Genomic DNA, 23,053 nt, shown 5'->3' on the forward strand with positions numbered 1-23,053 from the left:
GGGGAAGGAAGAGCGTCGCGCCCGCTGCGGCGCTTGTGCCTCTTCCTTTGCCGCCATCCTTCGCGTAAGGCGCCGGGCAAATCCTTTTAGCGCAGGCATTGTCCGGAAACCGCATGATCAGACTTGAAAGCATCAGCAAGCAGAACGGCCGTCAGCTTGTCTTCATCGAGGCGTCGGCTTCCTTGCAGAAGGGCGAGAAGATTGGTCTTGTCGGGCCGAACGGCGCCGGCAAGACGACCTTGTTCCGCATGATCACCGGCCAGGAGCAGCCCGACGAGGGCCAGGTGCAGGTCGATCGCGGCGTCACCATCGGCTATTTCAGCCAGGATGTCGGCGACATGGAAGGCCACAGCGCCGTCGCCGAAGTGATGAACGGCGCCGGGCCGGTGAGCGACGTGGCGGCCGAGATGGCGGAACTGGAAGCGGCGATGGCCGACCCCGACCAGGCCGACCGGATGGACGAGATCATCGAGAAGTATGGCGAGGCGCAGCATCGCTTCGAGGAGCTCGACGGCTATGCGCTGGACGGCCGCGCCCGCGAGGTGCTGGATGGCCTCGGCTTCAGCCAGGAGATGATGGACGGCGATGTCGGAAAACTCTCCGGCGGCTGGAAGATGCGCGTGGCACTGGCGCGCATTCTGCTGATGCGGCCCGATGTCATGCTGCTCGACGAGCCGTCCAACCATCTGGATCTCGAAAGCCTGATCTGGCTGGAGCAGTTCCTGAAAGGCTATGACGGTGCGCTGCTGATGACCTCGCACGACCGCGAGTTCATGAACCGCATCGTCAACAAGATCGTCGAGATCGATGCCGGCTCGCTCACCGCCTACTCGGGCAATTACGAATTCTACCAGCAGCAGCGGGCGATTGCCGACAAGCAGCAGCAGGCGCAGTTCGAGCGCCAGCAGGCGATGCTGGCCAAGGAGATCGCCTTCATCGAGCGCTTCAAGGCGCGCGCTTCCCATGCCGCGCAGGTGCAGAGCCGGGTGAAGAAACTCGACAAGATCGACCGCGTCGAGCCGCCCAAGCGCCGCCAGATCGTCAATTTCGAGTTCCAGCCGGCGCCACGCTGCGGCGAGGATGTCGTCACCTTGAAGAACGTCCACAAGGCCTATGGCAGCCGCGCCATCTATGAGGGGCTCGACTTCCAGGTCCGTCGCCGCGAGCGCTGGTGCATCATGGGCGTCAACGGTGCCGGCAAGTCGACGCTGCTGAAGCTGGTGGCCGGCGCTTCCGACCCCGACACCGGCACGGTGGCGCGCGGGCCGAGCGTGAAGATGGGCTATTTCGCCCAGCACGCCATGGAGCTGCTCGAAGGCGAGCGCACCGTGTTCCAGACGCTGGAAGACAATTTCCCGCAGGCCGGCCAGGCGCCGCTTCGCGCACTTGCCGGGTGCTTCGGCTTTTCCGGCGACGAGATCGAGAAGAAGTGCCGCGTGCTGTCAGGCGGCGAGAAGGCGCGGCTGGTGATGGCGCTGATGCTGTTCGACCCGCCCAATCTGCTGGTGCTGGACGAGCCGACCAACCACCTCGACATCGCCACCAAGCAGATGCTGATCGAGGCGCTGTCGCAATATGAGGGCACCATGCTGTTCGTCTCGCACGACCGGCATTTTCTGGCGGCACTGTCGAACCGCGTGCTGGAACTGACGCCGGAAGGCATCCACACCTATGGCGGCGGTTATACCGAGTATGTCGAGAGGACGGGCCAGGAGGCGCCGGGGCTGCGGAGCTAGAGCAATTCCAGGAAAAGTGTGAGCGGTTTTCCGTCCGGAATTGCGTCAAAACAAAGAGTTAGAGCGGTTCGCCGTTTCCATGAAACGGTGAAACGCTCTAGGCTGCCAGGGACCTTGTGAGACGCGCCCGCCGGCATTGGTCGCTCTTGGCCATTGTCATCGCCTTGCGCTCAGCCGAGTTCCTGGGCGAGGCCGATGAGAAGGTGTCCGGGTCCGCGAATGTAGCAGAGCCGATATACGTCCTTGTACTGAACGACCTCGCCTGCGAGCCGCGCACCGCGCTTGCGAAGCCTTTCAAGCGTATCGTCGATGTCGTCCACGGTGAACATGACGCGCAGGTAGCCCAGCGCGTTGACCGGGGCGTTGCGGTGATCCGCGACGACCGGCGGCGTGAGGAAGCGGGATAGTTCGAGCCGGCTGTGACCGTCGGGCGTGCGCATCATGGCAATCTCGACGTGCTGATCGCCCAGTCCGGTGACACGTCCCGCCCATTCGCCTTCGATCGTGGCCCGCCCTTCGAGTTCAAGGCCGAGCTCGCGAAAGAAACCGATCGTCTCTTCGAGGTCATCGACGACGATTCCGACATTGTCCATCCGTTTGAGCGCCATGCGTCCAACCTCGTGTCTGGATCAACAGCCTGCGGGTCTTCGGCCAGGGAAAAGGCGGCTGTCGAGCCGACGCCGCCTTCTGGACTTTTCCGTCAGACCTCTTACCGTCGGGGCGAGAGTCCCTTACCTCAGCGAGATGGCCATGCCGCTGAGATCGGCGTTGACCTGCAGCCCGACCTGCTTGCCGGTGAGCTCGAGCTGGGCACCCCTGTCATTCGTCATGACGATCATCTGGGCGCCTTTGCCGAGCGTGCCGCCGCCGCCCGCCGCACCGTAGACCCCCGTCACATCGCGGACGCGCCTGATGTGGCGCACGGTGCCTCGGAAATAGGTCTTTGAAACGCCGAAGGCGAGGCCGCCCGAGACGCCGCCGATCGAGATGGGATAGGTTTTGCCGTGGAAGGTGAACGTGCCTTCGCCGCCGGAGCCGCCGACGAAGAAGGCCGCCTTGTAGACGGCAAAGCGGATTGTGCCGCTGTCGGCATGCGCGGCGCTGGCAAAGCCGATGCCCGCGGTGGCGATGGCGGCAACCGCGATTCTACGAAATCCGGACGAAATATTCATGATGAGAGCTCCTCGAAGTCGCCGCTTGCCCAACCGACCGGGCGCGCCAGCGCTGTGTTAAAGTTACAACGGAACAGTCTCGCCCGTCATTTGGTTCCAGGCACGCGGCCTGAATCTGGCCGCGGGAAGATCGACATGAAGCGAGGCCTATGGCAAGCGCTCCGGCGAGACATCGCATACACGTGATTGGCGCGGACGGGGCGCCTGCGAGGTTTGCGGACAGCGAGAAGGGCTTCGGATGAGGGTTGAGATGCGAATTGCAGTGTCCGTCGCATTGGCCGCGACAGTGGCCGGATGCGCGACCTCTCCGGTCGACTATGGCGCGTCGCTTTCGCCGCAGGATCCGAAATGGGCGTCGCCGGAATGCCAGCAGGCGCGGGCGGCGGCTTCGGACTACGCGGCGCGCGAAAAACAACATCCGGGCTGGGAATTCGCGGTCCTCGGCCCGTACGGCCTGGGCATCATCGCGGCCACCAAGGAGGCCGAGCAGAAGCAGCGAAAGCGTTACGCCCGCGACGTGCACCTGCAATGCTCAAGCCTGCCTTTGCCGAAGGAGTTGCAGGGCGATCCAAACCCGGGCGCAAAGGCGAAATATCCGTAGCCGTGGCTGTTGACGGCGCCCGTCCTCTGCCGTTGCGGACATCCGGCCAACCTGCGACCATATCGTCATGGAAGAACCTGCCGCGCCATGGCCCTTGCTGCAAATCGCGATCGAGGCGAAGTCGAGAGCCGATGAGGAGAAGCTGCGTATCGCCCTGTCGAGGCTGGCGGACGAGAATCCTTGGTTCCATGTCAAGTGGGACGAGGAATCCGGTCAGACAATTGTGGCCTACATGGACGAGCCTGAGCTCGACAGCATCATTGAGCGTCTGCGCCGCGAGTTCATGATCAACGTGAACGTCGGCTCACCGCAGGTCGCCCATCGCGAGACGATCACCCGCAGCCACCAGCAGGACTACACCCACAAGAAGCAGTTCGGCGGCGCGGGCCAGTTCGCCCGCGTCAAGATTGCGTTCGAGCCGAACGCGTACAATCCGGACTTCGTTTTCGCGTCCAGGATCGCCGGCGGCGCGGTTCCGAACGAATATGGTGCGGCGGTCGAAAAGGGGCTGCGCAGCGCCCTGTCGTCGGGGCCGTTCGCGGGCTTTCCCATGATCGGCGTCAAGGCGACGCTGGTGGACGGCGCCTGGCACGAGACCGACTCCTCGGCCCCGGCTTTCGAGGTTGCGGCCCGCGCCTGCTTTCGCGAGGCCGCGCCGTATCTCGGCGTGCAACTGCTCGAACCGATCATGAAGGTCGAGGTGGTGACGCCGGCGGACTATGCCGGCAGCATCACCGGCGAGCTGAAGAGCCGCCGTGGCCGGATCGGGGACCAGGAAGGTCGCGATGTTGCCGTCGTCATCCACGCCATGGTGCCGCTCTCAGCCACGTTCAAGCTGGAAGAGACACTGCGGTCGCGTTCGAACGGGCAGGCACGCTTGAGCGCCTTCTATGCCGGATACGAGCCCGTTCCGATGCCTGACAATCGCGATCCGCCGCCCGCCGCGGCCGCGTTCGCCTGACTTCCGCTCATTTCTGCTGTGGTCGCACTGCTCCTGCTGTCGGCTTAGGCTTTATGATGCGGCGTTGACCGCGAATTGCGCGGCGAAGGCCCTGGCGTAAGCGGGGCGGGCTTCGCCGCGCGCCACATAGGCAGCCAGGTTTTGATATTCGTCCAGAATGCCCGACATGCGTAGCCGCAGCAGTACCGATACCATCAAAAGGTCACCGGCGCTGAACGCACCATCGAGCCACTCGGCGGCGCCCAGATAGGCCGAGAGCTGGTCCAGCCGGGCGCGAACCCGGCCCTTGACCAACGGCAGGCGCTCTTCGCTCCACGGCCTGTCGGCTTCGAATATTCTCGCCGTCGTCAATTCGAGGATGGGCGGCTCGACGGTGTTGAGGGCGGCAAACATCCAGGTGATGGCACGCGCGCGGGCATCGCGATCCCTGGGCAGCAGGCCCGCATGCCGCTCGGCAAGATGAAAGACGATCGAGCCGGTCTCGAACAGGCACAGAGATCCTTCCTCATAGGTGGGGATCTGGCCGAACGGATGGATGGCCATATGGCCAGGCGCCTTCATCCCGGCGAAGGAAACGAGACGAACTTCATAGGGTTGCCCCACTTCTTCGAGCGCCCAGCGAACGCGCGTATCGCGCGCCAGTCCCTTGCCGCCGTCGGGCGATCGTTCGAAGGCGGTGATGGTGGGGATCATGGCAGGCTCCGGCTGGTTGGTTCGGTTCTTGGTTGCACCCAGAGGACGAACGGCCCGGGCGATTCCCGACAACCGCCTGGTTTTTCCGGACCGCGGGATTTAGCGGTTCGGACTGGTTGAAAAGCGTCCTCGGCTCTAGCGCAGCAGGCCTTCCGCCTCGAATGTGTCCCAGCCCTCCAGCTTCGGCGGTGGAGCGTCATCCTTTCCCGAAGTCCTGGCGCTGCGCGCCTTGCGCTGTCGTTTTCCCGCGCGCGTCAGGGCGGCCTTGCCGGCACCGCGCCGCCTGTTTTCGGACGCTTCCTGCGCATCTTCCTCCCGCCAGGCGCTCGCCAGGTCGCGGTCGAGAACATCCTCGATGTGGCGTGGATCGAAGACATGGAAGGTCACGGCCTTGGATCGCCCGCGCATCTTGACGGTGCGGGTGCCGATGCTCTTTAGGCGGCCGTCCTTCAGCCATTTGTGGCGCTCGCGGGCGGAGATGGTGAGAATATCCTCTGCCTCGCGCGGAAGCACGGCGAGGGTTTCGATCCCCTCCAGTGTCCTGGAGATGGTTGCCGAGGCCGCCTGGAAGGCATCCGCGTCGGTTTTCAACATGCGCAGGACGATGCGACCCGTCTCGGCCTTGGCAAATCTCCTCACAGCCCACGGCAGGCGGGCTCGAATTTCGCGTTCGATCCCCTTCAGGCGCAAGGCGGAGCCAAGCGTTGCCGATGGCGGCAGCGGCCATTCGGCGACTACTGACGCTTTGGCGGTGCTCAGGCCTTGCTCGCGATCAGGCGCGCCGGCAATTGCCGCGACGATGCCACTCAGGACCTTTCGCAGGGAATCGCGCTTCTTGTCCGCCATGTTTCATGTTCGCTCATCAGGTGCCTTCGTGGAACGGCACTTCGCACAGCAGACAACCGAAATCAGGGTCAAACAGTTCCTTAGCATGCGCAGCCACCTGTTTCGGCTTCGCCAAACCATTGCGATGCGGCGTGCGTCGCTTCGCCAAGGTCAGGCTCGCCATCAGCGGCCCAGGCGACGAAGCCATCGGGGCGCACGAGCAGGGCGTTCAGGCCCAGGCGCTCCCTGGCATCCCCGGCGACATAGGCGATCCGCCCGCTCCAGCGGCTGGCAATCGCTTGCAGGGCAGGGTGGGAATCGAAGTCCAGCAACAGGCCTTGGCCGTTCCGCAAGCGCTCGCCGAGCCTCGTTGCGTCGGCCAGTTCGATATCGGGCGCGCTGCGGCCCACCAGTGGGTGGCTGCCGCCAAGGTCGTAGCGCAGCGAAACGCCCCAGACGCGCTCGGCGAAGTAGGTCGCGCCGTCGCGCGTGTCGATGAGGTCGCGGATGATGGCTTCGAGCGCGCGTGAACTGCGGCTTGGCCGCATCAGCGCGACCTGGGCGCGCGACCAGTCGAGGACTTGCGCGGCCACCGGATGCCGCTCGTCGAAATAGCTGTCGATGAGGCCGGCCGGCGCGTCGCAGCGGATGGTGGCGGCGAGCTTCCAGCCGAGGTTCATCGCATCGCCAATCCCAAGGTTGAGCCCCTGGCCGCCTAGCGGCGAATGGATGTGCGCGGCGTCGCCGGCAAGCAGCACCCGCCCATTGCGGTAGGTGGTCGCCTGGTAGGCGCGATCGGTCCAGGTGGTGGCGAGGCGCAGCGTCGTCAGGGTGACGTCGGTGCCGGACACGCGGCGCAGCACCGCCTGCACGTGCTCCAGCGTGACCGGCTCTGTCCGATGGAAAGCGGCGCCGTCGAACTCGACCATCGCGATGGTGCCTGGCCGCGAGTAGGTGTACATGCCCGTCGGGGTGTAGTGGCGGCCAAGGCCGAGCGTGTCCGGATCGGCAATTTCGACGTCGACGGAATAGCCGGTGAACTCGGCAGCGGTGCCGGTGAAGGCAAAGCCGCCAAGCTTGCGCACCGTGCTGCGGCCGCCATCGCAACCGACGAGCCAGCGGGCGCGAAAGACCTCGCCACCGGCGCGGATGGTCACATCCTCGTGCGACTGGGCGAAGTTTTCGACGCCGAGCCCGCGCCTGATCTCGACGCCCATCGCGTCTGCGCGGGTGGCGAGCATTGTTTCCAGATGCTCCATCTCGACCGCCATGCTGGTGCCCGCCGGGCCGGGCAGGCGATAGGGCCATTTCGAGCTGTCGACGGCGTCGAGATGGAACTGGATGCCGGCGAAATGGCCGCCCGGGCGGCGCGGCTGCCGCATCCAGTGCGCGGCGGCCAATGTGTCGTCGCCCGGGCCATTCTTCGCCGGCGGCGGCACAATGGCGTCCAGCAGGCCGCGACGATGGAAGGCCTCGATGGTCGGCGCTGACAGACCGCGCATGCCGAAAGGAAGCCGTTTCAGCGGCGAGCTGGTGTCGTCGGCCTTTTCCAGTACCTGGACCGAGAGGCCGGCCAGGCGCAGCTCGCAAGCGAGAAACAAGCCGACCGGGCCGGCGCCGGAGATGATGACGTCATAGGAAATTGGGTGGTGGCTGTGCATGAAACTACTCCTTGGTCGATGTTCGACCGGAGCGTTCCTCGAGATAAGAACCACACGGACGAACGACAGGGCGCTGGATCAGCGTCCGATGTTCGTCGTGGGGATCTCGTGCACGAAGCCAAAGACCAGAGCTCTCGTTACCGAGAGGAGTTGGGCTTACCAAACCAACTCTGCCTTTTCCGACGGGGGCTATATAGCGATGCGGCGATTGGTCTGCAACGGGTGAGGCGGCGGCCAAGGGCAACGCCATTGGTTAGGGGCAATCTAGCCCGCGGCCAGCCATTTACGCGATGGGGCGAAGGCCTTGAAGGCCTTGGCCTCCATCGGGCGGCCAAAAAGGTAGCCCTGCAGGATATCGCAGCCAAGTTCCTTGAGGATGCGCGCATGCTCCATCGTCTCGACGCCCTCGGCGACCACTTCGATGCCGAGCGATTTGCCGATCTCGATGATCGACGCCACCAAATGCCGTTGTGCCATTGAGCCGGTGATGGGTGTGATCAGTTGGCGGTCGATCTTGAGGCGGCGCGGACGCAATTTGAGCAGCGAGACGATCGAGGCGTGGCCGGTGCCGAAATCGTCGATCTCGATGTCTATGCCGAGCTCCTTGATGTGGTCGATATTCCACGTGACCAGGTCGTCGTTTTCATCGAGGAAAATGGACTCCACCAGTTCGAACGACACCGTTCCAGCCTTGATGGCGAGCTTGCGCAGACCTTCAATCAGGTCCCTGTCCTCCAGCCGCCTGGCCGAGACGTTGACCGACACGCGCGGGATGTTGAGATGACTGTGCGACCAACGCTCGAAATTCTCCAGCGCGTGTTTGAGGACGATGCGGTCGATCAGCGCCACGACGTTGAGTTCTTCAGCCACCTTGAGATAAGCGTCAGGGGCCAGGATGCCGCGTCGCGGGTGCTTCCAGCGCGACAACGCCTCGACGCCGACGATCTCGAGCGTGCTGGCGTCGAACTGCGGCTGATAGTAGGCGACGAATTCGTTCCGCTCCAACCCGCCCAGGATCTCGTCGGCGATCTGCTTGGTCCGCACGATCTCGCTCTGCAACTCATCGTTGAAGAAGTCGTAGCGGTTGCGGCCACGGCTTTTGGCCCGATAGAGCGCCAGATCGGCGTTGACCAGCAACTGTTTCGCGTCGACGCCATTGTTGGCGGCAATGCCGATACTGACCCCGAAACGGCACGGATGACCGCGGTAATCGACAGGTTGGCGCATGTCCTCGACGATGCGATGGGCAAGTGCCGACAGTCCGTCGTCGTCAAGCCCATGGCTCACCACGACGAACTCGTCGCCGCCGATGCGCGCAACGAAATCGTCATGGCCCGCATTGGCCTGGATAACCTTGGATGCATGCACCAGCATGGCATCGCCTGCAGCGTGGCCGAGCGTGTCGTTGATCTGCTTGAAGCGGTCGAGGTCCAGGTGCAGCAGTGCTGTGCGCCGGTCCGGTTCGCCGTTTTCGGCCAGCAGTTCATCAAGATAGCGGCGGTTGGGCAGGCCGGTCAGCGAATCGTGTAGCGCCGCATACTCGATATGTGCCTTGGCGAGATTGATTTCGGCGTTATTCGATTCCGTCAACTGGCGTTCACGAATGAGGTTTTCGTTGAGCAGCACGTCGCTGGTCACGTCCCATTCGGCGCCGATCAGCTTGGGCGTTCCGCCAATGTCCTGGAAGTAGGTCGCGCGCGTGCGCACATGGCGGACGGTGCCGTCGGGGCGTAGGAGCCGGTATTGTGAGGAATAGGGGCCTTGTTTGGCCGCGGCGAGATCGAAGTCCTGTCTCGCCCGTGCCAGATCTTCAGGATGGATCGCCTGCGCCCAGTCATCATAGCCGCGTGGCTTGCCGTCGGCTGACTTGCCGTAGATCTCGTTGACGCGGTCATCCCACACCATTTCATTGGTGGTGAGGTCGTGTTCCCAAACGCCAATGCCAGAGGCTTCCAGCGCCAGCTCCAGACGCCCGGACAGGCGCCTCAGCTCGGCGTAGTTTTTCTGCCTTTCGCCAAACAGCCGACCGGCCACCATGATCGGCAGCACCACCAGCGCCCCGGCGAGCAACATAAGCGACCGCAAGGCCCACTCGTTTTTCGGAGCCTCCGGCCAGCCGCCCTTGGGGAGGGCCGAAATCTGCCAGGAACCCGATGGCAGCTGCACATCGGCCGATACGGGATTTCCGGCAATGACCTGGCCGCCGCCGAAAAAGCGTTCGCCGCCGCCGCCCAGCGCATCCTTGCCTGTGAGCGCGACATCGATGTCGAGATCCGGATCGGTCAACCCACTCGCCGCGTAGAGCCGGTCTACATCGACCACCGCCGAGACGATGCCCCAGAAACGGTCGCCGCCGTTCGCGGTCGGAACAAAGACCGGGATGCGGCCGATGAAGCCGCGCCCGCCTTGGGCGAGGTCGACCGGGCCGGCAAACACCAGGACTCGCTGGTCGCGCGTCCGCAGCGCCGCCATGCGCTGCGCTTCGTTCTTGCGGTAATCGAGCCCGATGGCCTTCTCGTTGCCTTCCATGGGGTACATCAGCGAGATCACCAGGTCGGGCGCGCCGGCAATGTTGCGCAATTGCGATTTCTGCTGGAACAGATTTCCGGCAAGCGAGGCAAATCTCTGCTGGCCCATAAAGGGTTCGGTATCGATGGCCGAGACCAAACCCTGAACAAGCTGAAGATTGCCGTTAATGTTGCCTTCGAGCTTGGCGCGGATGATGTTTACCTTGGCCAGCACGTCGGCGCGCGCCAGTTGGTCGGAGACCCTCCTGTTCTGCTGGTCGGCAACGATGGAGCAGATCAGAAGCACGACAAAAGCGATCGCCGCCGGCAAGTTGGCGGAAGAAAGAACGGCCCGTCTCAGGCGGCCGAGGCTGAATCCAGTGATGGTCAATTCGACCCTGACACCTTTCCTGAACTATAGCTCATCGATGGACTGTAGTAGAAAACGCTTAAATTTACCCTTCCAGACTGGTGGCAAGTTTCGGCATCAGCTATGGCAGGCGGACGGGCGGCGGAAGTACAATGGCAAGGCGTTTTGCGTTTCTTTTGGTTCGCGACTTCACGCTGTCGCCGCTGTCGCTGTTCATCGACACGCTGCGGCTGGCGGGCGATGAGGGCGACCGCAGCCGCAGGATCGAGTTCGATTGGGAGATCGTCGGCGAACGCGGCCTGCCGATCCGGGCCAGCTGCGGCGTCGAATTGCTGCCCACCAAGGGGATCGGCAATCCGGAGGATTTCGACAATATCGTCGTGGTCGGCGGCCTGCTCGACACCAACCGCAGCCTGAGTTCCGACAAGGAGGCCTTCCTGTTGCGGGCTGCCGAAAAGGGGGTGCCGCTGACGGCGCTCTGCACGGGAAGCTTCGTACTGGCGCGCTACGGCCTGCTCGACGGCTACGCCGCCGCCGTCAGCTGGTTCCACATCAAGGATTTCCGCAGCCAGTTCCCCGATGTCAACGCCCATGCCGACAGCCTGTATTCCGTCGACCGAGGCCGCTCGACCTGCGCCGGCGGCACGGGGGCGGCCGACCTTGCCGGCTATTTCGTGTCGCAGTTCATCGGCCAGAAGGCGGCGGAAAAGGCCGCCAAGATCCTGGTGCTCGACCGCATCAGGAGCAGCCGGGACGTGCAGCCTGTCGGCGACCTGTTCCCGGCGGCGTCAAGCCGCGCGGTCAAGCGCGCTTTGCTGTTGATGGAGAGCAACCTGCAGGAGACGCTGTCCGTCGGCGAGATCGCAACCCGGCTCAACTGCTCGAGGCGCCAGCTCGAACGGCTCTTCGGCACCGAGCTCGGCATCGGCCCGATGGCGGCATACCTGGCGCTCAGGGTGCATCATGCGAAGTCGCTGCTCGAAGGCAGCGACCTGCAGATCGGCGACATCGCCTACCGCTGCGGCTTCACCAATGCCGGCCATTTCAGCCGCGTGTTCCGCCAGCAGACGGGCGTCACGCCGACCCATCTGCGGCATCCCAACCGCGTGCCCGCCGGCGCGGCGGGGCAATGAAGCTGGTCGCTGACCGGCCTCCAAGCCGGGCCGGCTTCCCGGCGACATGCATCACGAAATCCGCCGACCATCCTCGTCGAGCAGAACGCAGTCTTCGGGATCGAATCCGATGTCGATCGCCTCGCCTTCGCGAAGGACGCGGCCGGTGATCGGCGCGTTGGCGCGGATGATCGTCTTGCCGCCAATGTCGATCTCGTAGATCGCGCTGCCGCCCAGATACGAGGCCGAGACGACACGGCCGGACAGCCTGTTGATGCTTGCCGCCGTGCCGACCGACAGTTTCTGCGGCCGCAGCACGACAGTGACCTTGCTGCCCTGCGCAAGCGGCCTTGGGCAGGCCACCTCGACCGTCTGGCCGGTGGCTAGCGTCACCGCTATTGCCTGGCCAGACCGGCTTACGGTGCCGGCGAGCATGTTAGCCTTGCCGAGGAAGTCGGCGACGAAGGCCGTGGCGGGCGTCTCATAGACTTCCTGCGGGGTTCCGATCTGCTCGACCGCGCCGGCGTTCATCACCACGATGCGATCCGACATGGAGAGCGCTTCCTCCTGGTCGTGGGTGACGAAGATGGCGGTAATGCCGGTTTCCTTCTGGATCTTCTTGATCTCGACGCGCATCTCCTCACGCATATTGGCGTCCAGCGCCGACAGCGGCTCGTCGAGCAGCAGCACTTGCGGCTCGAAGACGATGGCGCGGGCGAGCGCGATGCGCTGCTGCTGCCCGCCCGACAGCTGCGACGGCAGCTTCTTCTCGCTGCCCGGCAGCCGCACCATCTCGAGCGCCTGGCCGACCTTGCGGGCGATCTCGGGCTTCGGCACGTTGCGGTACTTCAGGCCGAAGGCGACATTGTCGAAGACGTTCTTGTGCGGAAACAGCGCATAGCTCTGGAAGACCAGGCCGATGTTGCGCCTGTAGATCGGCACGTCGTCGACCCGTCGCCCGTCGATCATGATCTGGCCGCCCGAAATGTCGACGAGGCCGGCGATGGAGCGCAGGATCGTCGTCTTGCCGCAGCCCGAAGGGCCGAGCAAGGTGACGAAGCTGCCCTTGGCGATGGAGAGCGAGAAATCGCGCACGGCGACGAACTTGCCATAGGCGATGTCGATGTCGCGGAACTCGACCGCCGGCTGGCCGGCCCCGATGCCGCCGCCCAGAGCGGCTGCGCTCCTTGCCGCCCCGGCCGCTTCCGGCGGGGGCACTTCCGAAAGGTCGTTTCTGTCAGGCACCTTTCGAGATCCTGTTCCACTGCTTGGTCCAGGCATCCTCGTTGGTCGCCCAGTAGACCGGGTCGGCGAAGGTCAGCGACTTCATCGTGCCGGTCTTGTCGAAGGCCGGCAGCTTCTCGATCTTCTCGGTGAGCTTGACCTTTGTCGGGTCGAGCGACGGCGGATAGCTCTGGCCCTCGGCAACTGCAATGGCGGTCGCCGGGTCGAGCATGAAGTTGATCAACTCCTCGCACTCGGCCATCGGCGAGCCTTTCAGGATCAGCATGTCCTCCATCCAGGCATAGGAGCCGGCCGGATCGAGATAGCCGATCGGATGGCCCTGGTCCTGCAAGGCGGCGACGCGGCCCGACCAGGCGTCGGTCACCACGATCTCGCCCTTGGAAAGCAGGTCCATCAGCTCCGCGCCGGAGCTCCAGAACTTCTTGGCGAGGTCGCGCGTTTCGCGCACCTTGGCCCAGATCGCGTCCATGTCCTTGAGGTTGTTGGGATCCTGTCCGGTGGCGAGCGCGGCGTACCAGACGCGCGTGGTCATGTCGGAATAGCCGCCGACCTTGCCGGCATATTTCTTGTCGAGCAAAAGGGCCGCGCCCTTTTCCTTGGCTTCCTCGGGCGAGATCACCTTGGTGTTGTAGGCGATGCCGGTCGTGCCATAGTCGTAAGGCACGGCCGAGAGTTTCGGCGTCAGCTTGCGGAACGGGTCGATCATCGGCTGCAGCACATTGGCCATGTTGGGGATGTTGGCCTCGTTGATCTCCGAGGTCAGGCCGCCATTCACGTATTTGATGTAGTAGTTGACGCCGGAGGAATGGATGACCTGGTAGTCGCCGGGCTTGGCGGTCTTGATCTTGGTGATGATCTCGTCCTCGTCGCCGAACGTGCCCTGGACCACCTTGATCTTGGTCTTGGCCGTGTAGGGCTTGAAGGCGTATTTGTCGATCGCGTCCTGCACCGTGCCGCCCCAGCCATCGAAGCGAACCTCCTCGACCGCGGCGAGCGCCTGCCGCATCCAGGGCATGTCGAGACCGGCCGCGGCGGCCGCGGCGGCGGTCAGCGTCAGGAAAGTGCGGCGGCTGAGATCGCCGTTTTGGTACCTATCGTGCAGCCGTTCAAGCCGCTTGCCGTTGGACAGTTTCATCGTGCTTCCTCCTTTGGTTCGTCGCGTCGTTTCAATCTGGTCAGGCTTTGCAGGATCAGGCCGCCGAGCAGCGGGATGCCGACGGTCACCAGGATCATCACGGTGCCGAGCGCGTTGATCTCCGGGCTGATCGAGATCTTGAGCATCGAAAGGATCTGGGTGGGCATGGTCTCGACGCCCGCCGGCCGCCAGAACAGGCTGGCCGAGGTGTTGTCGAACGAGATGGTGAAGGCGAGCAGCGCGCCGCCGATGACGGCGGGGATGAGCAGCGGCAGCGTGATCTCGCGGAAGGATGAAAAGCGCGAGGCGCCGAGCGAGAGCGCCGCCTCCTCGTAGACGCGGCGGATGCCGACCATGCGCGCCTGGGTGATCAGCACCACATAGGGCACGGCGAGCAGGATGTGGCCGAGCACCAGGAGAAGCATGGTGCGCGGCTGGTCGACCGCCTTGATCAGCACCAGAAGGCCGACGCCGAGGATGGTCTCGGGCACCAGCGCCGGCAGGATCACCAGAGTGCTCAGCGCCTGCTTGCCGCGGAATTCGAAGCGCACCAGCGCAAACGACGTGACGACGCCTATGGCCGTGGTAACGGCGGCGGTGACCAGCGCGATCCAAAGCGACGTGCGGAAGGCGGCCAGTACCGGTTCGTTGGCCATCAGCTTGACGTACCATTGCAGGCTGAAGCCGGTCATCGGGAAGCCGCCGAACATCGAGGCGTTGAACGACAGGATCACCGTCGCCACGATCGGCGCGAACATGAAGATGTAGACGCAGACCGTGACGAAGCCGGTCAGCCGCCACGCCCATCTGCCTTCCTCTTTGCGCCGCGCCTTCATCCGCCCAATCCCTTGACGATCTGCGACATGCCCATGAAGCGTGTGTAGATGGCGGCGAAGGAGCCGAGCACGAGGAACAGCACGATCGAAAGCGTGGCGCCCATCGGCCAGTTCAGCTCGCCCATGATGGTGTCGTAGATCAGATTGCCGAACAGCGCGTCGCGGCCGGAACCGAGCAGCTGCGGCGTCACATAGCTGCCGGCGGCCAGCACGAAGCAGAGCAGCAGGCCTGCCGCCAGCCCGGGCAGCGAAAGCGGCAGAGTGACCTCGCGGAACGCCTGCGCACTGGTGCAGCCCATCGAGCGCGCGGCCGAGATCAGGGTGCGGTCGATGCCCTCGAGGCTGACATAGACGTTGAGGATCATGTAGGGCAGCAGGAAGTGCAGCATGCCCAGGATGACCGCGCCTTCATTGTAGAGCATCGGCAGCGGCTCGCTGATGATGCCCATCTTCAGCAGCGCGACATTGATGACGCCCTGTTCGCCAAGGATGTTGATCCAGGAAAACGTGCGGATGGTGAAGCTGATCCAGAACGGCACGATGAGCAGGAGAAGCAGCAGCCATTTGTGCTTGAAGGTCGTCGCCCAGATGAAATAGGCCGGGAAATAACCGAGCACCCCGCAAAGCAGCGCGGTGATGGCGCCGACCCGCAGCGTCTTCAAAAGGAAGCCGGCATAATAGCTGTCGGTCAGGAATTCGTGCCAGTTCGCCGTCGTCAGCGCGCTGGTTTCCACGCCGGCGGTGACAAAGGTGAAGAAGGTGTAGGCGGCCATCACGGCGATCGGCAACACCAGGAAGAAGATCAGCAGCAGGAGCACCGGCGCGACCAGCAGCCATGCCAGCCGTGGATCATACAATGTCCATCGTCGTTTCATGAGCACCCGGTGCGCTTGCTTTGAAGCGCCTGTTTTGTTCCCGGGCCAAGATTGGGTGATTGGAGGCCCGATGTCTACAACAGGCGATTGAGCCAGCGGACATCGGGCGCGTCGCCGGCTGCGATGGATGTCGAAACCGTGTCGGCGGACGGCATCGCAGCGGCTCCGGTAGGCGAAGCTCAGCCCTTCGCGATGCCGCGTGCGATCAGCCGCGCCAGACGCTCCGAGAATGCCCTGGCGTCCGCCGGCTTGTCGCCGTCGAGCACGCGCGCCTCGTCGTAGAGAAGATGAGCCGCGTCGTCCTTGAACGCCTGGTCTTCATCGCCGAGGCCGGCGAGCGCCAGCACGCGCGCGTGGCGCGGGTTGATTTCGAGGATGGGCTTGGCCGCCTTGTCGAGACGGCCGGCGGCGTTCATCAGCCGCTCGAACTGCCGGTCGGGTCCATGTTCCGGGGCGACCAGGCAGACGGCGCTCTCGGTCAGGCGGTCGGAGGCCTTCACATCCGAGACGGCATCGCCAAGCGTTGATTTGATGAAAGCCAGGAAGCCGTCGACCTCAGGCGTTGCCGCCGCGTCCGGCTTCTTCGCTTCGTCGAGCAGCGGGATGTCGGACAGTTCGGCCACGCCTTGCGTTACCGACTTGAACGGCTTGCCGTCGAAGTCCGGCGCCATCGTCACCCAGAAACTGTCGACCGGGTCGGTCAAGAGCAGCACCTCGATGCCGCGCGCCTTGAAGCCTTCGAGCTGCGGCGAGGCTTCGAGCCGGGCGCGGTCGTCGCCGGCCATGAAGAAGATCGCTTTCTGGCCCTCCTTCATCGCCGCGACATAGTCGGCAAGGCCGCGCCAGCCTTCGCCGGAGGCGGTCGAGTGGAAGCGGGCGAGCTTCAGCAATTGCTCGCGCCGCTCGTAATCCTCATAGAGCCCTTCCTTCAGCACAACGCCGAAGTTCTCCCAGATCCTGGCATAGGCCTCGGCCTCATTCTCCGCCAGCTTGGCGAGGTCGCCGAGCACGCGGTTGGTCAGACCCTTGCGGATCGAGGCCAGCAGCGGGCTTTCCTGGATCATTTCGCGCGAGACGTTGAGCGGCAGGTCGGCGGAATCGACCAGCCCGCGCACGAAGCGCAGATAGCGCGGCAGAAGATCGGCATCGTCGGTGATGAAGACGCGGCGCACATAAAGCTTCATGCGGCCCTTGCGGTCCTGGTCGAACAGATCGAACGGCCGCGAGCCGGGTACGAAGGCGAGCACGGAGTATTCCTGCCGGCCCTCGGCGCGGAAATGGATGGTGGCGGCCGGCTCGTCATACTGGCCGGCGACGCCGCGGTAGAAGTCGGTGTATTCCTCGGGCTTGATCTCGCTCTTCGGCCGCACCCAGAGTGCAGTGCCATCGGCGATGTCGCGCGCCTCGGCGCCGGGCTTTTCCACCAGCGTGATCGGTACCGGCACATGACCGGACTGCGACTTGGCCAGCTGCTCCAGCCGGTAGGAGCCGGTGTAGGAGACGGCGTCATCCATCAGGTGCAGCACGACGCGGGTGCCGCGCTTCGGCGCGGCTTCCAGCGGGGCGGGGGCGATCTCGTAGGAGCCCTTGCCGTCGGAGGACCAGCGCCAGGCCTCCTCGCTTCCGGCCAGGCGGCTGATGACGTCGACGCGGTCGGCGACCATGAAGGCGGAGTAGAAGCCGACGCCGAACTGGCCGATGAGCTGCGTGTCCTCGGTGCCCGCGCCGACGCGCTCGATGAAGGCTCGCGTGCCCGAGCGGGCGATCGTGCCCAGGGCCTCGGCCATGTCGTCGCGGCTCATGCCGATGCCGTTGTCCTCGACGGTGATCTCTCTGTTGTCGGCGTCAGCCGAAATCGAGATGCGCGGCTTGGGGTCGTCGCCCAGCAGTTCGGGGCGGCTGACGGCCTCGAAGCGCAGCTTCTCGCAAGCGTCGGCGGCGTTGGAAATCAGTTCGCGCAAGAACACGTCCTTATCGGAATAGACCGAGTGCACCATCATGTGCAGCAGCCGCGAAACATCCGCCTCGAATGCCCTGGTTTCCGTCGCTTTCGTATCCGTCGTCATGCAGATTTCCCCACGCTGTTCATCGGCCCGCCGCGCCTGGCGCGTTCGGGACTTTCCTTTCAACCATTTTTTGCGGTGCTGGCAACTGCGTTCAGTGTGCCAGCGCGCCGACGATATGGTGGTGGGATGCCGGGGCAACAAGAGGGCGCCGGCGGCGAACTGCCAATCTCCCCCACAGGTGGGGAGATTGGCAGCGTCGGCGTCGCGCCACTCTCTTGCGCGCCTAATTCGCCGCCATGTGATCCGCCAGCGCCTGCGCCTGGGCGAGCAGGGCGGGGTAGGCCGGGGTGTCCGGCAGGCTCTTGCCCATGCAGGCGCGGAAGTCGTTGTCGCCTTTCGTCCAGGCGGCGTTGGCGGCGTCGGATGTGTTTTCGTCGCTGTCGTCGGTGGCCTGCTTGGCGAGTTTCTGGGCGGCGGCGTCGGCGGCGGTCCACGCGGCGTCGCAGGCCGCGATCTTCGGGACTGGCGGAGTCGCAGGCGCTTCGGCGATCAGGACGCTGTTGCCCTTGACGACCGTGACGACGACCTCCTGGTCGGAGTTCGGTCCGATATCCTGTGCCCAGCCGCCGAGGCGGGCGATCGCCATGTCGGCGCCGTCAGGCTTCTTCAGCGCGAAGTCGAGCGTGCTGGTGAAGGCGGCGTCGCTGCCGATGGCCTGGGTGTAGAAGGCATCGAGCTTGAGCGCCGCGTCGAAGCTGGTGGGCAGTTTGAGATCGGCGTCCGTCTCGGCGGCGCGCGACTTAAGCCAGCGCTCGACCAGCCCGCGTGTCGAGGCCACGATGCTGGGGCCGTCCTCGGTGCCGTGGCGCAGCCCGTCCAGCATGCCGAAGCCGACATCGGAGGAACTCAGGCTTTCGATGTTGATCGTGCCGGCCGCCGGAAAATCCTTGACCGTGAAAGGGCCGAGCAGGGCGGAAAGCCGTTTTTCGAGATCGGCGCGGGCCTTTTCATTGGCCGCATCGAGCGTCTCCACGGGTGTGTTCGTGCTCTCCATCGCCGCGATGTCGGCAATCGCCTTGTCGCGCGCGGCGATATAATCATCCTCGGGCGAGGCGGCGAAGGCAGCGCTGCTCGCCAGGGCAAACATGACCGTCCAGACCAACCGCATGACAGAACCTTTCTTCGTGGCGGATCAACAGGCCAGGCAGCCATCGGGCAGCTTTGCGGCTATTGCGCGGCAGAAGACGCCGAGGCGAAATATCCTGATCGGGGAGGCGTGGCCAGTGCTGCCATTAACCATCGATTAACTATCCGTTCGCCTTTGAATCAAATTTGACGGATACTATTTCCAGGCCAAACGAGGCAGCCCGAGGGGCCGGAGAAGACAGTAATTGCAAGCCTGGCGCGCCGCTTTCCGTGGCGCAGCAGGCTGAAATCAAAGAAGAAGCGACGGACCACCGTCGCCTTTGCGGGGAGGCGTCAGCATCATTCTTGATGAGGATCGCCAGAATGAAGATCGAAGACGCAGTGACCGCTGTAACAGCCGAGGCCAACGCGCTGCTCTCATGCCTCGGCCAACCCGTCGTCGCCTACCACGTGACGGAAATCATGCGGGAGGCGGACCAGGAACACGCAAGGCAGATGCAACTCGCCCTGATGCGGCGAAGCATCGAGGCGCTGGTCGATGACGGCCTGGAGGATGTCGCCGCTGAGAGGTTTGCGTCGCAGTTCCATGGGCACGTAGGCTCGGCCTGGAGGCTGCTGCACGCTTCGGATGGCGTGGCGCACTGATTTCGGCCAAGCGTCCTTGATCGGCTCAGGTTGTCTGGGCTTCGAATGGCGGCAATGCGCCTCTATTCGGTCATTCGTGCCAAGGTTTCTTTGCTGCTAAAAGCCGCCATTCGGTCATCTGGCTGGCAACGGCTGCACTGTCGCCTCGCGCGATACGGACAGGCCCGCGAGAAGCGGCGCGTACGCGGCGAGCCTGCGGGATACGAAGTCGGTGAAGAGCCGCACGCGCTTCGTCTTGCGTGTCTCGCCCTGCGTGAGAAGCCAGAGTGTCCCATGCATGGGCGGGTTGATGCCCGGCACCCTGACCAGCAGGGGGTCGGTATCTCCGACGAAGCACGGCAGTTTCGTCATCCCGATTCCTTGCTGCGCCGCGATGATCTGCGTCTCGGCATCCGGCGTCCTGAACGGAGCTCCCATGGTGTGAACTTCTCCCTGGCGCGCCCAGTCCGGAATTCCATGATTGTCTATGACGATCCACCGGATGGGATCAGGCGTGCCCGCACGCAACGCGGCTAGTCGATCGCGAGACATGTAGACGCCGCTGAACAACTCCGGCCCCTTCAGTCCGTGAAGATTGAGCGGCAGGGTCTTGCGGTCGGCGACAATGCGGATCGCGACGTCGGCCTCCCGGTTGGTCAGATTCGCCACCTCGCCAGTGGTCAAGATTTCCATCTCGATGTCGCGATGCATACGCGCGAAGTCGGCGAGATCTGGCATGAGCAGGTGTGTGGCGAGAAACGGTGGAAGTGTCACCCGCAAAAGCCCGCGCGCGCTCTGGTCGCGACCGAAGACGCGCGTCTCTAACTGGTGCGACGACGCTTCCATCCGCTCCGCGAGTTCGAGGACCTCCTCGCCCGCAGCCGTCAGGCGGTAGCCCGAAGGCAGCTTTTCGAACATCTGCGCCCCGAGACGTTCCTCGAGCTGGGCGATGCGTCGCAGCACGGTTGAATGATTCACTCCGAGGTGCGCGGCGGCAGCCCGCACCGAGCCTCCGCGCGCGGCGGCAAGAAAGTAGCGAACGTCATCCCAGTCGATCATGGTGCGTTCCTGCGCCGCGCAGTGCGGTTTGCAAAGCCCATTCTAACACGCTCAGCCGTGGTTCGCGCGGTCGTCGCGGCGTTCAATCATCCAGCTGGATCGTTTTCGCACCACCGATGTGCGCGATTGCGCACTCACCGCCCGACTTCGGCGAACCCATCTTGAGGCTCTCGCGGGACTTCCCCGTACAGCCAAGGACACGAGACGGCGAAACAAAGGATACATGACATGAACAGACTGAATGGCAAGACCGCCGTCATCACCGGCGGCGCCACCGGCATCGGTCGCGCCGCGGCAAAGCGCTTCATCGAGGAGGGCGCCTTCGTCTTCATCTTCGGCCGCCGGCAGGAAGCGCTCGACGCCGCCGTGGCCGACCTCGGGCCCAATGCCCGCGCGGTGAAGGGCTCGGTCTCGAATGAGGCCGACCTCGACCGGCTCTACGCGGCGGTGAAGGCCGAGCGCGGAAGCCTCGACATCGTCTTCGCCAATGCCGGGGCCGGCGGCCCGCTTCCGCTCGGCCAGATCACCGCCGAGCACATTGACGAAACCTTCGACACCAATGTGAAGGGTACGATCTTCACGGTCCAGAAGGCGTTGCCGCTGATGGGCCAGGGCGGCTCGATCATCCTGACCGGATCGAGCGCCGGCACCACGGGCGCTCCGGGGTTCACCGCCTACAGCGCGAGCAAGGCGGCAGTGCGCAACCTCGCGCGGACCTGGGCGGAAGACCTGAAGGGCACCGGCATCCGGGTCAACGTGCTGTCGCCAGGGGCGACGGCGACCGAACTCGCGAGAGAGGCGCTGGGCGAGGAAGGCCAGAAGGCCTACGGCGCGATGACTCCGCTCCAGCGCATGGCCGATCCGGCGGAGATCGGGGCCGTGGCCGCCTTTCTCGCGTCGTCGGACAGCAGCTTCATGACTGCCAGCGAAGTCGCCGTCGACGGCGGCCTGGCACAACTGTGACCCCGATGCGGGACCACGCTTCTCAAACTCTACGAAAAACCAAACACACGACCAAAGGTGAAAGATTATGAAAAAACTCGAAGGTAAGGTTGCAGTCGTCACAGGCGGAAGCAGCGGGATTGGCTTGGCGACGGCCAAGCGCTTCGTGGAAGAAGGTGCACACGTCGTCATCACCGGGCGACGAGAGAAAGAGCTGAAGGAGGCCGCAGCCGTCATCAAGATTAACATTACGACGGTCACGGGCGACGTGGCTCGCTTGGAGGATCTGGACCGGCTCTATGCCATCGTGAAAGAGAAACATGGTCACATCGACGTTCTCTTCGCGAACGCGGGCGCGGGGACAATCGCACCGCTCGCGGTCGCTACTGAGGCCCACTTCGATCAGACCTTCGATGTGAACGTGAAGGGGCTGTTCTTCACGGTGCAGAAGGCCCTTCCCCTCTTCAAAGACGGCGGTTCGATCATCCTGAATTCTTCGGTTTCGAACGTGTTGGGATTGCCGGGGTTTAGCACATACGCCGCGAGTAAGGCGGCCGTGCGCAACTTCTCGCGCGCTTGGACACTGGAGCTGAAAGACCGCAAGATCCGAGTGAATACGATGAGCCCCGGAGCAATCGAGACCCCCGCGCTGGAGACAACGACAGGCCTTACCCCTGAGCAAGCCGAGCAAGCGGCCGCGCAGTTTGCGTCACAGATCCCAATGGGTCGCAGGGGCAAGCCAGAGGAAATCGCGGCTGCCGTCACGTTCCTCGCCTCCGATGAAAGTTCTTTCATCACCGGCGTGGATCTCGCCGTCGACGGAGGCATGGCGCAGGTCTGACCCCGCGTTAAAACAAGATCGGAGAAGCATCATGAGCTATTCAATTATCGGCTTCGGCAATATCGGCCAGGCATTGGCCAAGGCGTTTGCCCGCAAGGGCATCGACGTGTCCGTTGCAACGACGCGCGGGCCGGAAAGCTTTGCAGCCGATGCGGCCGCGATCGGACCCACGATCATTCCCAAGAAGCTGGCCGACGCGGTCAAGGCGGACATCATCTTTCTGGCTGTCCGTTTCGAGTCGCACCCTGAGGTCGCGAAGGCGCTCGCCACCTGGCAGGGGAAGACCATCGTCGATGTGACCAATGCTTACGGCGTGCCTCCTGAAAAACTGGGGGGACAGCCTTCTTCCAGGTTCATCGCACAGGCCTTCACCGGTGCAAAACTGGTCAAGGGCTTCAACCATCTGGTCGCTGCCGTCCTTGATCAGGATCCGGCCGTGCATGGTGGCAGGAGGGTCGTGTTCCTGGCGAGCGACCATGACGACGCCGCGGCGGAGATTGGTGCGCTTGCGGAAAATCTCGGTTTCTCGCCGATCAAACTTGGCGGGCTGTCGGAAGGTGGGCTGCTCGTCCAGGCGCGCGGAAACAGCTGGGGTCAACTGATCTTCAAGGACCTGGTCAAGTTCGACTGATGAACACTGACCTGCCAACCGGCGGGGCCACGATGCGCGGATCGGGCACGATCCGATCCGTGCGGAATTGAGAAA

20 protein-coding genes and 1 pseudogene are annotated in these 23,053 nt (G+C 64.0%); 8 read left to right on the forward strand and 13 right to left on the reverse strand.

Going from position 1 to position 23,053, the window contains the following annotated elements; translation table 11 throughout:
• Positions 1 to 113 precede the first annotated feature (113 nt).
• Positions 114 to 1,736 carry an ABC-F family ATP-binding cassette domain-containing protein gene (locus FJV83_RS27785; RefSeq protein ID WP_142885515.1) on the forward strand — a complete coding sequence of 541 codons (1,623 nt, stop codon included), beginning with the start codon at positions 114 to 116 and terminating at the stop codon, positions 1,734 to 1,736.
• A 170-nt stretch (positions 1,737 to 1,906) separates the two neighbouring features.
• Here FJV83_RS27785 and FJV83_RS27790 read toward each other — a convergent pair whose 3' ends face one another.
• Both FJV83_RS27790 and FJV83_RS27795 read right to left on the reverse strand, forming a co-directional pair.
• Positions 1,907 to 2,344, reverse strand: coding sequence for a VOC family protein (locus FJV83_RS27790; RefSeq protein ID WP_142885516.1), 438 nt, complete (start codon positions 2,342 to 2,344; stop codon positions 1,907 to 1,909).
• A 123-nt stretch (positions 2,345 to 2,467) separates the two neighbouring features.
• Positions 2,468 to 2,908 carry a hypothetical protein gene (locus FJV83_RS27795; RefSeq protein WP_095775100.1) on the reverse strand — a complete coding sequence of 147 codons (441 nt, stop codon included), beginning with the start codon at positions 2,906 to 2,908 and terminating at the stop codon, positions 2,468 to 2,470.
• 250 nt (positions 2,909 to 3,158) lie between these two features.
• Here FJV83_RS27795 and FJV83_RS27800 point away from each other — a divergent pair, with 250 nt between their 5' ends.
• Both FJV83_RS27800 and fusA read left to right on the forward strand, forming a co-directional pair.
• On the forward strand, positions 3,159 to 3,509 hold the full coding sequence (locus tag FJV83_RS27800; protein WP_142885517.1) for a hypothetical protein: 351 nt from the start codon (positions 3,159 to 3,161) through the stop codon (positions 3,507 to 3,509).
• 61 nt (positions 3,510 to 3,570) lie between these two features.
• Positions 3,571 to 4,470: pseudogene (gene fusA / locus FJV83_RS27805) on the forward strand (elongation factor G); the annotation flags it as partial.
• A 51-nt stretch (positions 4,471 to 4,521) separates the two neighbouring features.
• On the opposite strand, the gene FJV83_RS27810 reads toward fusA, so the two are convergent.
• The 4 genes from FJV83_RS27810 to FJV83_RS27825 all read right to left on the reverse strand — a co-directional run bounded on the left by FJV83_RS27810 (position 4,522) and on the right by FJV83_RS27825 (position 10,517).
• Positions 4,522 to 5,163: a glutathione S-transferase family protein gene (locus tag FJV83_RS27810; RefSeq protein WP_142885519.1), complete on the reverse strand. Its 642-nt coding sequence runs from the start codon at positions 5,161 to 5,163 to the stop codon at positions 4,522 to 4,524.
• Between the two features lie 135 nt (positions 5,164 to 5,298).
• Entirely contained in the window at positions 5,299 to 6,009 is a 711-nt protein-coding gene (locus FJV83_RS27815) for a hypothetical protein (protein ID WP_142885520.1), read from the reverse strand.
• Between the two features lie 80 nt (positions 6,010 to 6,089).
• A complete protein-coding gene (locus FJV83_RS27820; protein WP_142885521.1) occupies positions 6,090 to 7,649 on the reverse strand; it encodes an FAD-dependent monooxygenase in 1,560 nt (519 codons plus the stop codon).
• Positions 7,650 to 7,913: 264 nt separating this feature from the next.
• Complete coding sequence (locus FJV83_RS27825; protein ID WP_185973353.1) at positions 7,914 to 10,517, reverse strand: EAL domain-containing protein; 2,604 nt, start codon at positions 10,515 to 10,517, stop codon at positions 7,914 to 7,916.
• A gap of 161 nt (positions 10,518 to 10,678) precedes the next feature.
• Between FJV83_RS27825 and FJV83_RS27830 the strand changes: the two genes are divergently transcribed.
• A complete protein-coding gene (locus FJV83_RS27830; RefSeq protein WP_095793582.1) occupies positions 10,679 to 11,659 on the forward strand; it encodes a GlxA family transcriptional regulator in 981 nt (326 codons plus the stop codon).
• A gap of 51 nt (positions 11,660 to 11,710) precedes the next feature.
• On the opposite strand, the gene FJV83_RS27835 is transcribed toward FJV83_RS27830, so the two are convergent.
• The 6 genes from FJV83_RS27835 to FJV83_RS27860 form a co-directional block, all read right to left on the reverse strand.
• Complete coding sequence (locus tag FJV83_RS27835; RefSeq protein WP_246691930.1) at positions 11,711 to 12,883, reverse strand: ABC transporter ATP-binding protein; 1,173 nt, start codon at positions 12,881 to 12,883, stop codon at positions 11,711 to 11,713.
• Entirely contained in the window at positions 12,876 to 14,018 is a 1,143-nt protein-coding gene (locus tag FJV83_RS27840; protein WP_095775108.1) for an ABC transporter substrate-binding protein, read from the reverse strand. The genes FJV83_RS27835 and FJV83_RS27840 overlap by 8 nt, the downstream gene beginning before the upstream one ends.
• Positions 14,015 to 14,854 carry an ABC transporter permease gene (locus tag FJV83_RS27845; RefSeq protein WP_095789296.1) on the reverse strand — a complete coding sequence of 280 codons (840 nt, stop codon included), beginning with the start codon at positions 14,852 to 14,854 and terminating at the stop codon, positions 14,015 to 14,017. Before FJV83_RS27845 ends, FJV83_RS27840 begins: the two co-directional genes overlap by 4 nt.
• The gene (locus tag FJV83_RS27850) at positions 14,851 to 15,711 is read right to left on the reverse strand and encodes an ABC transporter permease (protein ID WP_245429705.1); all 861 of its coding nucleotides are present in this window, start codon (positions 15,709 to 15,711) and stop codon (positions 14,851 to 14,853) included. Before FJV83_RS27850 ends, FJV83_RS27845 begins: the two co-directional genes overlap by 4 nt.
• A 197-nt stretch (positions 15,712 to 15,908) precedes the next feature.
• The gene (htpG, locus tag FJV83_RS27855; protein ID WP_142885523.1) at positions 15,909 to 17,795 is read right to left on the reverse strand and encodes a molecular chaperone HtpG; all 1,887 of its coding nucleotides are present in this window, start codon (positions 17,793 to 17,795) and stop codon (positions 15,909 to 15,911) included.
• A gap of 223 nt (positions 17,796 to 18,018) precedes the next feature.
• Entirely contained in the window at positions 18,019 to 18,903 is an 885-nt protein-coding gene (locus FJV83_RS27860) for a hypothetical protein (protein ID WP_142885524.1), read from the reverse strand.
• A gap of 341 nt (positions 18,904 to 19,244) precedes the next feature.
• On the opposite strand from FJV83_RS27860, the gene FJV83_RS27865 reads away from it, so the two are divergent.
• On the forward strand, positions 19,245 to 19,526 hold the full coding sequence (locus FJV83_RS27865) for a hypothetical protein (RefSeq protein WP_245318287.1): 282 nt from the start codon (positions 19,245 to 19,247) through the stop codon (positions 19,524 to 19,526).
• Positions 19,527 to 19,640: 114 nt separating this feature from the next.
• On the opposite strand, the gene FJV83_RS27870 is transcribed toward FJV83_RS27865, so the two are convergent.
• On the reverse strand, positions 19,641 to 20,564 hold the full coding sequence (locus tag FJV83_RS27870) for a LysR family transcriptional regulator (RefSeq protein WP_095789299.1): 924 nt from the start codon (positions 20,562 to 20,564) through the stop codon (positions 19,641 to 19,643).
• Between the two features lie 228 nt (positions 20,565 to 20,792).
• Between FJV83_RS27870 and FJV83_RS27875 the strand changes: the two genes are divergently transcribed.
• The 3 genes from FJV83_RS27875 to FJV83_RS27885 all read left to right on the forward strand — a co-directional run bounded on the left by FJV83_RS27875 (position 20,793) and on the right by FJV83_RS27885 (position 22,978).
• The gene (locus FJV83_RS27875; RefSeq protein ID WP_095789300.1) at positions 20,793 to 21,527 is read left to right on the forward strand and encodes an SDR family oxidoreductase; all 735 of its coding nucleotides are present in this window, start codon (positions 20,793 to 20,795) and stop codon (positions 21,525 to 21,527) included.
• A gap of 67 nt (positions 21,528 to 21,594) precedes the next feature.
• Positions 21,595 to 22,347 (forward strand): glucose 1-dehydrogenase, encoded by a 753-nt coding sequence (locus FJV83_RS27880; protein WP_095789301.1) that lies wholly within the window; start codon positions 21,595 to 21,597, stop codon positions 22,345 to 22,347.
• Between the two features lie 31 nt (positions 22,348 to 22,378).
• Positions 22,379 to 22,978 (forward strand): NADPH-dependent F420 reductase, encoded by a 600-nt coding sequence (locus FJV83_RS27885; protein ID WP_142885586.1) that lies wholly within the window; start codon positions 22,379 to 22,381, stop codon positions 22,976 to 22,978.
• The last annotated feature ends 75 nt before the right edge of the window (positions 22,979 to 23,053 follow it).

The sequence above is a fragment of the Mesorhizobium sp. WSM4307 genome (genome assembly GCF_007003945.1).
Lineage (GTDB): Bacteria > Pseudomonadota > Alphaproteobacteria > Rhizobiales > Rhizobiaceae > Mesorhizobium.

Coding starts and splice junctions, on each gene's coding strand:
- FJV83_RS27880 (WP_095789301.1), top strand. CDS start 21,595: ATGAAAAAACTCGAAGGTAAGGTTGCAGTCGTCACAGGCGGAAGCAGC.
- FJV83_RS27795 (WP_095775100.1), bottom strand. CDS start 2,908: ATGAATATTTCGTCCGGATTTCGTAGAATCGCGGTTGCCGCCATCGCC.
- FJV83_RS27785 (WP_142885515.1), top strand. CDS start 114: ATGATCAGACTTGAAAGCATCAGCAAGCAGAACGGCCGTCAGCTTGTC.
- FJV83_RS27800 (WP_142885517.1), top strand. CDS start 3,159: ATGCGAATTGCAGTGTCCGTCGCATTGGCCGCGACAGTGGCCGGATGC.
- FJV83_RS27865 (WP_245318287.1), top strand. CDS start 19,245: ATGAAGATCGAAGACGCAGTGACCGCTGTAACAGCCGAGGCCAACGCG.
- FJV83_RS27875 (WP_095789300.1), top strand. CDS start 20,793: ATGAACAGACTGAATGGCAAGACCGCCGTCATCACCGGCGGCGCCACC.
- FJV83_RS27815 (WP_142885520.1), bottom strand. CDS start 6,009: ATGGCGGACAAGAAGCGCGATTCCCTGCGAAAGGTCCTGAGTGGCATC.
- FJV83_RS27870 (WP_095789299.1), bottom strand. CDS start 20,564: ATGATCGACTGGGATGACGTTCGCTACTTTCTTGCCGCCGCGCGCGGA.
- htpG (WP_142885523.1), bottom strand. CDS start 17,795: ATGACGACGGATACGAAAGCGACGGAAACCAGGGCATTCGAGGCGGAT.
- FJV83_RS27860 (WP_142885524.1), bottom strand. CDS start 18,903: ATGCGGTTGGTCTGGACGGTCATGTTTGCCCTGGCGAGCAGCGCTGCC.
- FJV83_RS27885 (WP_142885586.1), top strand. CDS start 22,379: ATGAGCTATTCAATTATCGGCTTCGGCAATATCGGCCAGGCATTGGCC.
- FJV83_RS27840 (WP_095775108.1), bottom strand. CDS start 14,018: ATGAAACTGTCCAACGGCAAGCGGCTTGAACGGCTGCACGATAGGTAC.
- FJV83_RS27790 (WP_142885516.1), bottom strand. CDS start 2,344: ATGGCGCTCAAACGGATGGACAATGTCGGAATCGTCGTCGATGACCTC.
- FJV83_RS27810 (WP_142885519.1), bottom strand. CDS start 5,163: ATGATCCCCACCATCACCGCCTTCGAACGATCGCCCGACGGCGGCAAG.
- FJV83_RS27830 (WP_095793582.1), top strand. CDS start 10,679: ATGGCAAGGCGTTTTGCGTTTCTTTTGGTTCGCGACTTCACGCTGTCG.
- FJV83_RS27845 (WP_095789296.1), bottom strand. CDS start 14,854: ATGAAGGCGCGGCGCAAAGAGGAAGGCAGATGGGCGTGGCGGCTGACC.
- FJV83_RS27820 (WP_142885521.1), bottom strand. CDS start 7,649: ATGCACAGCCACCACCCAATTTCCTATGACGTCATCATCTCCGGCGCC.